Genomic DNA, 12,118 nt, shown 5'->3' on the forward strand with positions numbered 1-12,118 from the left:
CGGGGTGTACGGTTCAAGTCGTTGTCCACAGGGTGTGTACAAATGTGCCATGTGATGTCGCCGGGCGTTCCCTTGCCCCCGGACGCGGGGCGTGGGTGTCGTCAGCGCGCCGTCCACCGGTTTGACCGGATGGCGTAACCGCGCGTACCGTAACCAGGTCGAGTTGTCGATGGCTGCTGCCGCCTGCCTCCGATGGGCAAGGATTACGGACATCATGATCCGTGATCGTGAAGCGGTGCACTCGGGCGTATTGCGAGCTACTCGTGGGCGCACGGTGACAGCCAGGCGATGTCCCGCCACCACCCGATTCATTTCTGGAGCCCCCGAGTGAGCAAGCGCACCTTCCAGCCGAACAACCGCCGCCGCGCGAAGACCCACGGCTTCCGGCTGCGTATGCGTACCCGTGCCGGCCGCGCGATTCTCGCGTCCCGCCGCAGCAAGGGTCGCGCCAGCCTGTCTGCCTGAGCAGCCTGACCTCAAGGTCCATGACGTGCTGCCTACCGAGCATCGGCTGAGGCGGCGCGAGGACTTTGCCGCCGCGGTACGCCGAGGACGCAGGGCCGGTCGCCCACTTCTTGTCGTGCACTATCGCAGCGGACTCACCAGCGGTGATACGCACCCGCACGCACCTGGGGAGAGTGCTCCCCCGGCGCGTGCGGGTTTCGTCGTCAGCAAGGCCGTCGGCGGTGCCGTCGTCCGTAATCTGGTGAAGAGGAGACTGCGTCATCTGATGCGGGACCGCATCGATCGTTTTCCCGCAGGTAGCCTTGTGGTCGTACGGGCACTGCCCGGTGCGGGCGAGGCGGGTTACGACCAGCTGGCCCGCGATCTCGACACGGCAGTGCAGCGGCTACTGGGAGGGGTGCCGCGATGAAGTACCCGCTGCTGTGGTTGATCAAGCTGTACCAGTGGACCGTCAGCCCCATGCTGGGACCGGTCTGCAAGTACTACCCGTCGTGCTCGCACTATGGCTATACGGCCATTCAGAGGCACGGCGCGGTGAAAGGAACGGCGCTGACGGCCTGGCGCATCCTGCGCTGCAACCCGTGGTCACTCGGTGGCGTCGACCACGTTCCGCCCCGGAAGCGTCCGGTGTGGCACCAGCGGCTGCGGAACCGCCTCGGCGGGCATCCGGCTGTGGAGCCTGCCGCACAGCCCGAGACCCAGCCCAACGCCCAAGGAGCCTGATTCGTGGACACGATCCTCGGTCCGCTTTATGACGTAGTTTCCTGGATCATCGTCCAGTTCCACTCGTTCTACAGCCTTATTTTTGACCGGAACAGTGGCTGGGCGTGGGGTCTGTCCATCGTCTCGCTGGTGGTACTGATCCGTATCTGCCTGATCCCGCTCTTTGTGAAGCAGATCAAGGCGACACGGAACATGCAGGCGCTCCAGCCGAAGATGAAGGCGATCCAGGAGCGCTATAAGAACGACAAGCAGCGTCAGTCCGAAGAGATGATGAAGCTCTACAAGGAGACGGGCACCAACCCGCTCTCGAGCTGTCTCCCGATTCTGGCGCAGTCGCCGTTCTTCATCGCGCTCTACCAGGTTCTCAACCACATCGCGAACAACAAGACGGTCGGCGTCATCGACCAGTCGCTGCTGGACAGCGCCCGTCATGCGCATATCTTCGGCGCTCCACTGTCCGTGAAGTTCATGTCGTCCGCGGACCAGGTCCAGCAACTCGGTGCCTCCCTGATGGATGTCCGCATCGTGACGATCACCATGATCGTGCTGATGTCGGCGTCGCAGTTCTTCACCCAGCGCCAGCTGATGACCAAGAACGTCGACCTGACGGTGAAGACGCCGTTCATGCAGCAGCAGAAGATGCTGATGTACGTCTTCCCGATCATGTTCGCCGTCTTCGGCATCAACTTCCCCGTCGGTGTCCTCGTCTACTGGCTGACCACCAACGTGTGGACCATGGGCCAGCAGATGTTCGTCATCCGCCGTAACCCGACCCCGGGCAGCGTAGCCTTCCAGGCACGCCAGGAGCGGCTGCGTGCCGCGGGCAAGCTGAAGGAGGCGCCGGAGGAGGTCGCCGCCAAGAAGGCCGTCGAGACGGCGCGCGCCAACCGTCAGCAGCCCAAGCGCCAGACCAAGTCCCAGCGCACCTCGGGCAGCACCCAGGGCCACAGCAGGGCGACGGCGCAGTCCGGCTCCGCGGCGAAGCCCTCGCTGGACAAGCCCGCCCAGGAAGAGACGCAGCAGAGCGCGGAGGAGAAGAAGGGGGCGCAGGGCGGAAAGCCGGCCGGCAGCTCGGCTTCCGGCTCCTCGCATAGCGCGAAGTCCGGGCAGCGCAAGGGCCAGCAGCGTCCCAAGCACCCGTCCAAGAAGTAACGAAGGAGTCCATCCGTGACGGAAGGCACCACCCCGGCCGCCGAGGGTGTCGACACCCTGACCCGCCTTGAGCAGGAAGGGGAGATCGCGGCCGATTACCTCGAGGGCCTGCTGGACATCGCGGACCTCGACGGCGACATCGACATGGATGTCGAGGCCGACCGCGCAGCGGTGTCGATCATCAGCGAGTCGACCAGCCGAGACCTGCAGAAGCTGGTCGGCCGCGATGGCGAGGTGCTGGAGGCCCTTCAGGAGCTGACCCGGCTCGCGGTGCACCGGGAGACCGGCGACCGCACCCGGCTGATGCTCGACATCGCCGGATACCGGGCCCGTAAGCGTGCCGAGCTCACCGAGCTGGGCACCAAGGCCGCGGAAGAGGCCAAGGGCACCGGTCAGCCGGTGAAGCTCAAGGCGATGACGCCCTTCGAGCGGAAAGTGGTGCACGACGCGGTGGCCGCCGTCGGACTGCGCAGCGAATCCGAGGGTGAGGAACCCCAGCGTTGCGTGGTCGTGCTTCCGGCCTGATCCGGTCCGGCTCCACGATGCATTCGGCCCCGTCTGCGCGCAGACGGGGCCGAGTCTTGTCAGCCTTACATCAGCGTTCAGCACAGTGTGCGGTATGGAAGGACGGTCCCCGTGACGGAAGCAGCGGAGCTCCCCCCGGCGCCCGAGGAGGCAAGGTTCGTATTCGGTGAGCGCTTCCCGGAGGCCGTCCGCTACGGCGAACTGCTGGCAGACATCGGAGTGACCCGCGGGCTGATCGGACCGCGCGAGGTGCCTCGGCTGTGGGAGCGGCATCTGCTGAACTGCGCCGTGCTCTCCGAGGTGGTGCCGGACGGGGTCACCGTATGCGATGTGGGCTCGGGCGCCGGGCTTCCCGGTATTCCGCTCGCCCTGACCCGGCCGGATCTGCGGATCACGCTGCTGGAGCCGCTGCTGCGCCGTACGAACTTTCTGCGGGAAGTGGTGGAGCTGCTGGGGCTTGACCATGTGACGGTGGTGCGCGGCCGGGCCGAGGAGGTTCTGGGCAAGCTGCCTCCGGTGCATGTGGTGACGGCTCGGGCCGTGGCTCCGCTGGACCGGCTGGCCGGCTGGGGGGTGCCGCTGTTGCGCCCGTACGGCGAGATGCTGCTGCTGAAGGGCGATACGGCGGAGGAGGAGCTGAAGCACGCCCGGGCGGCGCTGAGCAAGCTGGGTGTGGTCGGGACCTCGGTGCTGCATGTCGGCGAGGGGGTGGTCGATCCGCTGTCCACCGTGGTGCGGGTCGAGGTCGGGGAGAGCCCCGGAGGTGTGCGCTTCGCGGCCAAGCGGGCCAAGGCGGCCCGTCGGACGCCTCGGCGTCGCCCCTGAGTCGGTGTCGTAGGCCAACCGGCCCCCTGCGGTGGGCCGGAGTGCTCCATACAAGCTTCCAAAACTACGCATATCGGAGTGTCGCGACGAATTAACGGGGCCTCCCGTGCATCGTGTTTCACGTGAAACGTCGCTCCCTGCTGCATGGAATCATCAGTCGCGGTCGTGCGGCGGCCCCGCCACGCGGTCGCCGACCCCGTAAGGACGTGGATTCATCCACAGGAGAACGGACCTCGCTGGTTCACGACCCCAAAAGCATGGCAGGCTCTGTTCATCGCGAGCCTGATGTCGAGGAGAGTGAATCCTTGCGGTCCGACGCCAACTTCGCGGGGCCGATGACCGACCCGGTCCCCGGCCCCCGTACCGAATCGGCGGGGGAGGATGTTTCACGTGAAACGCCGCCCCCGATGGACGACACCCCTATTGGCCGTGCCGCTCAACTGGCGGTGGAGGCTCTCGGCCGTGCTGGTGAGGGCCTTCCCCGGCCGGAGCAGACCCGGGTGATGGTGGTCGCCAACCAGAAGGGTGGGGTCGGGAAGACCACGACCACGGTCAATCTGGCCGCCTCGCTCGCCCTTCACGGCGGTCGTGTGCTGGTGATCGATCTCGACCCGCAGGGCAATGCCTCGACGGCGCTGGGGATCGACCACCATGCCGAGGTCCCATCGATCTATGACGTACTGATCGACAGCAAGCCCCTGTCCGATGTCGTAGAGCCGGTCCCGGATGTGGAGGGGCTGTTCTGCGCCCCGGCCACGATCGACCTCGCCGGCGCCGAGATCGAGCTGGTCTCCCTGGTGGCGAGGGAGAGCCGGCTGGAGCGCGCGATCCAGGCCTATGAGCAGCCACTGGACTACATCCTTATCGACTGTCCGCCCTCGCTCGGGCTGCTGACGGTCAACGCGCTGGTCGCCGGGGCGGAGGTGCTGATCCCGATCCAATGCGAGTACTACGCACTGGAGGGGCTCGGGCAGCTGCTGCGGAACGTCGATCTGGTGCGGGGCCATCTCAACCCCAAGCTCCATGTCTCGACGATCCTGCTCACGATGTACGACGGCCGGACCCGATTGGCCTCCCAGGTGGCGGACGAGGTCCGCAGCCACTTCGGCCGTGAGGTGCTACGGACGAGCATTCCGAGATCGGTGCGCATCTCCGAGGCCCCCAGCTATGGGCAGACGGTCCTCACCTATGACCCGGGATCCAGCGGAGCGCTCTCTTATCTCGAGGCGGCCCGGGAGATCGCACTCAGAGGGGTCAGTGTGCAGTACAGCGCCCAGCACACTCGCGCCTTGCCTGAGATCAGCCAGCACGACCAGCACAGCATGCAGGAGGGGATTCAGTGAGTGAGCGACGCAGAGGACTGGGCCGTGGGCTCGGTGCCCTGATCCCTCCCGCGCCGAAGGGGGCGGACAACGCCGGACCCGCGGCGGGGGCGGGGATGGTCACGGCGACAGGGGCCACCACCTCACCGACCGCGGTTCCGGTGCTCACCCAGGAGCGCGGGGTGGCTGCGGCCAAGGTGGCCGCACTGCCCACGAATGGCGTTCCACAGGAAACCGAGGCCCCGCCGCCGCCACAGAAGGAGGCCGAAGCCGCTCCGGTGGAGTTGATGGAGGAGGTGGCCGGAGCCCATTTCGCCGAGCTGCCGCTGGACTTCATCACGCCCAACCCCCGTCAGCCCCGTGAGGTCTTCGACGAGGACGCGCTCGCCGAACTGGTCACCTCGATCCAGGAAGTCGGTCTCCTCCAGCCCGTCGTCGTACGGCAGCTGGCGCCCGAGCGCTATGAGCTCATCATGGGTGAGCGCCGCTGGCGGGCCTGCCGTGAGGCTGGTCTGGAGAAGATCCCGGCGATCGTCCGGGCCACCGAGGACGAGAAGCTTCTGCTCGACGCGCTGCTGGAGAACCTGCATCGCGCACAGCTCAATCCGCTGGAAGAGGCGGCGGCGTACGACCAGTTGCTGAAGGACTTCAAGTGCACACATGACGAGCTGGCCGACCGTATCGGGCGTTCGCGTCCACAAGTCTCCAATACGCTGCGGCTCTTGAAGCTCTCTCCCTCCGTCCAGCGCAGGGTCGCGGCGGGGGTTCTCTCCGCGGGCCATGCCCGGGCGCTGCTCTCCGTGGACGATGCGGAAGAGCAGGATCGGCTGGCCCATCGCATCGTCGCCGAGGGGCTGTCGGTCCGGGCCGTCGAGGAGATCGTCACCCTGCTGGGATCGCGGTCGGGCAGCGCTCCGAAGGCCAAGGGCCCGCGGGCCGGTACGCGGGTGTCCCCCGCACTCACGGATCTCGCCTCACGTCTCTCCGATCGGTTCGAGACCCGGGTGAAGGTCGACCTCGGTCAGAAGAAGGGAAAGATCGTCGTTGAGTTCGCCTCGATAGAGGATCTGGAGCGGATTCTCGGCACCCTTGCCCCCGGTGAGGGGCCGGTGCTGGAGCAGCCACTGTCCTCCGACGACACGGTGGAGGACGAGGAGGAGTAAGGCACTGGCCGGTACGGCGGCGCCGTACGGAACCGGCAGTGCGGGGCGGGTCGTGTTCCGAGGAGGTCGGAACACGACCCGCTCTTTGCCCAAAGGGCGGTATCGGTGCAATCTCCGCACGGATACGATGCGACCAGGCAGGGCGGATCCAGGTGGAGGCGCCTCATGTGGAGGGCAGGGCCATGCGATCGGTGAGTCGCACCGGACTGGTGGCCACAGGATTGGGCCTGGGAGCTGTCGGCGGCTTCGTCGGCAGCCTGCTCAGGGAGCGTAGTGCGCTGTCAGCCGCCCGTGCCGCGGCTGGCCAAGGAAGTGAAGGACTGACTTCATGGGGCGTCGGCTCGTACCGCTCACGCTGGACAATCTCCCGGACATTCCCAAGCGCTGTCGTGCCTGTGTCTTCTGGGAGCTCGACCCGGTCAGCGGCGAGGCCGCGGTAAGGGCGGGCCGGCCGGAGCTGGAGAAGGAAGCATGGATCTCGGCCGTCCTGCTGGAGTGGGGATCCTGCGGCCGGGTGGTCCATGTCGATGAGGTGCCGGTGGGCTTTGTGCTCTACGCGCCTCCGGCGTATGTGCCGCGGTCCACGGCGTTTCCGACCAGCCCGGTCGCGGCGGATGCCGTGCAGCTGATGACGGCGTGGCTGATGCCGGGGTACCAGGGTCAGGGGCTGGGCCGGGTGATGGTCCAGACGGTCGCCAAGGACTTGATCCGTCGGGGCTTCAAGGCGATCGAGGCGTTCGGGGATGCCGCCTGGAAGGAACCGGCGTGTGTGCTGCCCGCTGATCATCTGCTGGCCGTGGGGTTCAAGACCGTGCGGCCGCATCCGCGGTATCCGCGTCTGAGGCTGGAGCTGCGCACGACGATCTCCTGGAAGGAGGATGTCGAGCTGGCTCTGGACCGGCTGCTCGGCGCGGTCCAGAAGGAGCCGGCGCTTCGGCCGCTGTGAGGGTTTCACGTGAAACACGAAGGGGCTGCCCGTGAGGGCAGCCCCTTCGTGTTCAAGGGTGGCGTCGGCTCAGCCGATGAAGTCGGCCAGATCGCGCTCGATGGCGGCCTTCGGCTTGGCGCCGACGATCGTCTTGGCGACCTCGCCGTCCTGGTAGACATTGAGCGTCGGGATGGACATCACGCCGTACTTGGCGGCGGTCGCCGGGTTCTCGTCAATGTTGAGCTTGGCGATGACGATCTTGTCGGCGTGCTCGGCCGCGATGGCTTCCAGGGACGGGGCGATCTGGCGGCACGGACCGCACCACGCGGCCCAGAAGTCGACGAGTACCGGCTTGTCGCTCTTGAGGACGGTCTCCTCGAAGTCGGCGTCCGTCACGGTGACCGTGGCACCGGCCATGGCTATCTCCTTAGTGGGTTGGTGCAGGGGGTGAAAAGCGGAGTCAGACGGTGGCGTTGCCATCGCCCAGCGCGGCGAGGTACCGCTCGGCGTCCAGGGCGGCCGCACACCCCGTGCCGGCCGCGGTGATCGCCTGGCGGTAGGTGTGGTCCACAACATCGCCCGCGGCGAAGACACCGGCCACGTTGGTCCGGGTGGAGGGCGAATCCACCTTGAGGTAGCCCTCATCGTCCAGGTTCAGCTGGCCCTTGAACAGCTCGGTGCGCGGGTCATGGCCGATCGCGATGAACAGGCCGGTCACCGGCAGCTCGGAGGTCTCGCCCCTCTTGACGTCGTGCAGGGTCAGACCGGTGAGCTTGCCGTCGCCGTGGAGCTCCGTGACGACGCTGTCCCAGATGAACGAGATCTTCGGGTCGGCGAAGGCGCGTTCCTGCATCGCCTTGCTGGCGCGCAGGGTGTCCCGGCGGTGGACCACGGTGACCGACTTGGCGAACCGCGACAGGAAAGTGGCCTCCTCCATGGCCGTGTCGCCGCCGCCGATGACGGCGATGTCCTGGTCCTTGAAGAAGAACCCGTCACAGGTGGCGCACCAGGAGACGCCGCGGCCGGAGAGCTCGTCCTCGTGCGGCAGCCCCAGCTTGCGGTGCTGGGAGCCGGTGCTGACGATCACGGTCTTGGCGCGGTGGACCGTACCGGCGGAGTCGGTGACGGACTTGATCTCCTCGGTGAGGTCGACCGCGACCACATCATCCGGGATGAGCTCGGCGCCGAAGCGCTCGGCCTGCGCCCGCATGTTGTCCATCAGGTCAGGGCCGAGGATGCCCTCCCGGAAGCCCGGGTAGTTCTCCACCTCGGTGGTGTTCATGAGGGCACCGCCAGCGGTCACGGAACCTTCGAAGACCAGCGGCTTCAAGGAAGCGCGGGCGGTGTAGAGCGCGGCCGTATAGCCCGCGGGCCCGGAACCGATGATGATCACGTTGCGGACGTCGCTCACGGATGTCTTCCTTGTCTCTGCCGACTGCCGACTGCTGACTGGGCGGCGGGATCCGGGGCTATCCCGGAAATCCGCTGCCACCCCACCCAACGGATCCTACGGGTCCGGCATTCCCTGGCGCCGTCAGGCGGGGCCCTTGTGTACTGTGCCTCAGCCTCGGGGGTAGGTACGGGTCATCAGGAGATCCCCGGCGGATGACGAGGGCGTGGAGACACAGGAGGCATCGATCACAAAGGCGTCGACGAGTGAGCTGTCGGAGGGGTGCGGCAGCACGACGATATAGGCGCGCTTGCCCTCGTAGGTGTCCGGCTGTGCGGCGAGAGCCGGACCGCTACGGCCCGTGCCGTCCTGGACGCAGGCCGGCACCTTGGGGTCCTCCGCGCGCAGGGGCACATCGGGGGTGTCCTGTGCGGTGACGCCGCGCGAGGGGGTGGGGGTGGGCTTCCGGTCGGTGAGCAGCTCGTGCACGCGGTCCTTGAGCGTCCCCGCCGAAAGTGTGGCCTTCGTGGAGGAGCTTCGGGTGGCGTGAGCCTGGGGGTGGGACCCGCTGCCGTCGCCTGACGAGCCCTCCTGGATGACGAAGGTTCCGATACCGATGACGGCCGCGGCGCATGCGGTGCCGAGCAGGACCTTGGGCCAGCGGCGGGCACGGCTCGAGCGGGTGCCGGGGCGAGCGCCGCGTCCCGGCCCGGTGGCGGCACGAGGGCGCCCAGCGGGACGGTCGGCGGTGACCGGCGGCTTGGTCTCCGCGGCGTCGGCCGGGCCGTCAGGGCTCGCTGCCGATGCGGCATGCGCTGTTTCACGTGAAACGGACTCGGGTGCCACCGGATCCGGGGTTTCACGTGAAACAGCGGCGGCGCCCTCAGGGGCGGTCGCGTCAAGAAGTGCTTCGGCGGCGAGCGCCGCGTCAATCCGGCCCGCGATATCGGCGGGCATCCGCACCGGGCCGGGAAGGGTGCCGAGCGTCGAGCGGATCTCGTCCAAGGAGGTCCGTACATCGTCACACAGCACGCAACTCGCGAGGTGAGTCCGCACATCGACGGTGCGGGACGGAGAGAGCAGCCCCTCGGTGAGTGCGGAGATCTCCGCGACTTCCGGGTGCTCGTCCGTGCCCGTCGAGGATGTCACGCTCGCCCACCTCCGCCCTTCACGGCATCTGTGTCATTCGGTCCTGCCGTCGGTGGGACGGACGTCCCCTGCGTCCGGTTCCTTGCCCCGCTCGACGGTGCGTTACCCGTCCCATTGGGGTGGAGGTGCGAAAGCAGCGGGAGCAGCCGTGCTCGCCCCCGGGCACAGCGGCTCTTCACCGTGCCGGTGGGAACGTCCAGGACTTTCGCTGCCTCTGCCACGGGATATCCCTGCATATCGACCAGCACCAGGGCCGCCCGCTGTTCGGGCGGGAGAGTACGCAGCGCGCTCAGCAGTTCTCGATGGAGATCGCCGCGCTCGGCGGGCGCGGCGGCCGATTCATGAGGTTCCAGAAGCTGCTCCAGCCGCTCGGTCTCGGCGACCGGTGAGGTGCGGCGGGAGGCGGTCTTACGGGCCCGGTCCAGACAGGCGTTGACCGTGATGCGGTGCAGCCACGTTGTGACGGCGGACTGGCCCCGGAAGGTGTGTGCGGCGCGGTAGGCGGAGACGAGCGCGTCCTGGACCGCGTCAGCGGCTTCCTCGCGGTCGCCGAGGGTGCGCAGCGCCACCGCCCAGAGTCTGTCGCGGTGGCGCCGCACTATTTCGCTGAAGGCATCGGGATCGCCGGCGACGTGCCGGGCGAGGAGCTCGCCGTCGCTCGCCCCGCCGATTGTGGCGTCGTCCAACGTCGAGCCCCCTCCCTGGTCGGTCGGCTGTCCTGGGTCAGCCGGTGAACTTCACTTCAGTGATGGCCTGCTTGTAGGGGTGCGTGTAGTACTGCTCAGGGGGAGAGTACGGCAGAGCGGTGAGCCATACGAGGACGTAGCGGGCCTTGACCGCGCTTGTGAGGCTCAGATCGACTGCCTTGTCCTTGTTCCTGCCCGACGCGAGCTTCTTGAACGAGCTGACGGGATCGGACCCCGATGCCGACGGGGTCAGGGAATCCGTGGCATACAGCGAGACCTCGGTGTAGGAGCCGCCGTAGTGGAGCCCTACGGAGGCGCCCTTCAGCGTCCGCTCCGAGCCGAGATCGTAGATGATCCCGACTCCCTTCTTGAACGGGGCGAGAACAGGGCCGGCGTCGTAGCCGGCGGTGCGCCACAAGGTCGAGGCGTCACCGTCGTGGGTCAGCTTGGCCTGGTCCGCGTGCTGGGGCTTGCCGTCGGGGGCGAACTCCTCGGCTCCCTGAATCGCGATCGGCTTGCTGACAACCTTTCCGGACTTGCCGTCGTCCTTCTCACTGGTGGACTTGGACGGGCTGGACTTGTTCTCCTCCTTGAGGAGGGTGTCCGCGAGCTGCCAGCTGCCGAGGCCGAGGGCCGCGATCAGGAGGGCGGAGACGGTCCACTTGAGGGCCTTGCCGGTGCGGCTCTGCAGCGGAGGCGGAGGCGGTACGGGAGTGGCCGGGCCGGCTCCCGGGCGCGACTGTCCGCTACGCGTCGGCGGCTGGCCGTAGACGCCCTGCTGGTACGTGGTGCGCTGGTACGCCGAGGAGGGCGTGAAGGCGGGCTCGGGCGGCCGGATGCGCGGCATGGCCGCGACGGCCTTGGCCAGCTCCTCGGGGGTGGTGCAGGGCTGGTCCTGGCGGGAGGCGGTGGCCCCGTCGTTGACCAGCGCGCGCATCGCGAGCTCGGACAGACCGCGGTGCACTCCCGCGCGGACCTGGTCGGGGGCGATCAGGCCGACGCCCTTGGGGAGCCCGGAGAGGCCGTGGGCGTCCTTCTCGTACGGCCAGCGCTGGGTGAGCGCGGCGTACAGCAGCGCGCCGATCGCCTCGGTGTCGGTGCGCTGTGGGCGCTCGGTGCTGATGCCGCGCAGGGCGGCCATGACCGCGAGGCCCCGGATGCGGTACTGGCCGGATTCCGTGCGCAGTACGGAGCCGGGGTTCAGCCGCAGATGGGCCAGGCCCTCGCGGTGGGCGGCGGCCATGGCCTGGGAGACCTGGCTGACGAGTTGGTAGGCGTCGTGCGGCTCCAGCGGCCCGGCGGCCAGCACGGCGGTGAGCTCCGTGGCGTCCGGGAGCCACTCATGGACGACATAGACGAGATCGTTCTCCTCGACGGCGTCGAGGACCTGGACGAAGCGGGGGTCTCCCAACAGCGCCGCCGAACGGGCGGCGGCGAGTACCGGTCTGGCCCGCGGATGGTCGGCGGGCAGTACGTGCACGCCGACGGCGCGGCGCAGCTTCTCGTCCACAGCGCGCCAGCTGCTGAATCCGTCCAGACGGGTGACGCACTCCTCCAGACGGTAGCGTCTGGCCAGCTTGTGGCCGCTGTGCAGCTCGAGTGGGCTTGCGTCGGCCGCGGCGCCTTTCTCGTCGACGCTCGCGGCCGCTGTGTCCTTGCCGGCCATCTGTTCCGTCCCCGCCCCGTCGGCCGTGGCCTTGCCCGCCTCGGCGGTCAGCGGCTCCTCGCCACCGCTGTCGGCCACGTCGACGGCAGCCGTGCTCCGTTCCGCCACCGTCGTTCCTGCCTCC

The 12,118-nt window shown here is 68.0% G+C and carries 14 protein-coding genes; 9 read left to right on the forward strand and 5 right to left on the reverse strand.

Going from position 1 to position 12,118, the window contains the following annotated elements; all coding sequences use genetic code 11:
• Positions 1–327 precede the first annotated feature (327 nt).
• From rpmH to ABZS71_RS16210, 9 genes are all read left to right on the forward strand, one after another.
• Positions 328–465 (forward strand): 50S ribosomal protein L34, encoded by a 138-nt coding sequence (gene rpmH / locus ABZS71_RS16170; protein WP_006348049.1) that lies wholly within the window; start codon positions 328–330, stop codon positions 463–465.
• A 25-nt stretch (positions 466–490) separates the two neighbouring features.
• Positions 491–874: a ribonuclease P protein component gene (gene rnpA / locus ABZS71_RS16175; RefSeq protein ID WP_356210568.1), complete on the forward strand. Its 384-nt coding sequence runs from the start codon at positions 491–493 to the stop codon at positions 872–874.
• Positions 871–1,188 carry a membrane protein insertion efficiency factor YidD gene (gene yidD, locus ABZS71_RS16180; protein ID WP_355855043.1) on the forward strand — a complete coding sequence of 106 codons (318 nt, stop codon included), beginning with the start codon at positions 871–873 and terminating at the stop codon, positions 1,186–1,188. Before rnpA ends, yidD begins: the two co-directional genes overlap by 4 nt.
• 3 nt (positions 1,189–1,191) lie before the next feature.
• Positions 1,192–2,340, forward strand: coding sequence for a membrane protein insertase YidC (yidC, locus tag ABZS71_RS16185; RefSeq protein ID WP_355855046.1), 1,149 nt, complete (start codon positions 1,192–1,194; stop codon positions 2,338–2,340).
• 15 nt (positions 2,341–2,355) lie between these two features.
• A complete protein-coding gene (locus ABZS71_RS16190) occupies positions 2,356–2,865 on the forward strand; it encodes a R3H domain-containing nucleic acid-binding protein (RefSeq protein WP_355855049.1) in 510 nt (169 codons plus the stop codon).
• Between the two features lie 111 nt (positions 2,866–2,976).
• Positions 2,977–3,690 (forward strand): 16S rRNA (guanine(527)-N(7))-methyltransferase RsmG, encoded by a 714-nt coding sequence (gene rsmG, locus ABZS71_RS16195; protein WP_356210571.1) that lies wholly within the window; start codon positions 2,977–2,979, stop codon positions 3,688–3,690.
• A 257-nt stretch (positions 3,691–3,947) separates the two neighbouring features.
• Positions 3,948–5,033 carry a ParA family protein gene (locus ABZS71_RS16200; protein WP_355855054.1) on the forward strand — a complete coding sequence of 362 codons (1,086 nt, stop codon included), beginning with the start codon at positions 3,948–3,950 and terminating at the stop codon, positions 5,031–5,033.
• The gene (locus ABZS71_RS16205) at positions 5,030–6,175 is read left to right on the forward strand and encodes a ParB/RepB/Spo0J family partition protein (RefSeq protein ID WP_355855057.1); all 1,146 of its coding nucleotides are present in this window, start codon (positions 5,030–5,032) and stop codon (positions 6,173–6,175) included. Before ABZS71_RS16200 ends, ABZS71_RS16205 begins: the two co-directional genes overlap by 4 nt.
• Positions 6,176–6,503: 328 nt before the next feature.
• Positions 6,504–7,121: a GNAT family N-acetyltransferase gene (locus ABZS71_RS16210; protein ID WP_356210574.1), complete on the forward strand. Its 618-nt coding sequence runs from the start codon at positions 6,504–6,506 to the stop codon at positions 7,119–7,121.
• A gap of 69 nt (positions 7,122–7,190) precedes the next feature.
• On the opposite strand, the gene trxA is transcribed toward ABZS71_RS16210, so the two are convergent.
• The 5 genes from trxA to ABZS71_RS16235 all read right to left on the reverse strand — a co-directional run bounded on the left by trxA (position 7,191) and on the right by ABZS71_RS16235 (position 12,102).
• The gene (trxA, locus tag ABZS71_RS16215; RefSeq protein ID WP_355855064.1) at positions 7,191–7,520 is read right to left on the reverse strand and encodes a thioredoxin; all 330 of its coding nucleotides are present in this window, start codon (positions 7,518–7,520) and stop codon (positions 7,191–7,193) included.
• 43 nt (positions 7,521–7,563) lie between these two features.
• A complete protein-coding gene (trxB, locus tag ABZS71_RS16220) occupies positions 7,564–8,514 on the reverse strand; it encodes a thioredoxin-disulfide reductase (RefSeq protein ID WP_355855067.1) in 951 nt (316 codons plus the stop codon).
• A 150-nt stretch (positions 8,515–8,664) separates the two neighbouring features.
• Positions 8,665–9,642 carry a hypothetical protein gene (locus ABZS71_RS16225; protein WP_356210577.1) on the reverse strand — a complete coding sequence of 326 codons (978 nt, stop codon included), beginning with the start codon at positions 9,640–9,642 and terminating at the stop codon, positions 8,665–8,667.
• Complete coding sequence (gene sigM, locus ABZS71_RS16230) at positions 9,639–10,328, reverse strand: RNA polymerase sigma factor SigM (protein ID WP_355855074.1); 690 nt, start codon at positions 10,326–10,328, stop codon at positions 9,639–9,641. The genes ABZS71_RS16225 and sigM overlap by 4 nt, the downstream gene beginning before the upstream one ends.
• 37 nt (positions 10,329–10,365) lie before the next feature.
• Positions 10,366–12,102, reverse strand: a complete 1,737-nt coding sequence (locus ABZS71_RS16235; RefSeq protein WP_356210579.1) for a protein kinase family protein — start codon at positions 12,100–12,102, stop codon at positions 10,366–10,368.
• Positions 12,103–12,118: the final 16 nt, after the last annotated feature.

Origin of the sequence: Streptomyces sp. NPDC005393 (assembly GCF_040606675.1) — a bacterium.
Taxonomy (GTDB): domain Bacteria; phylum Actinomycetota; class Actinomycetes; order Streptomycetales; family Streptomycetaceae; genus Streptomyces.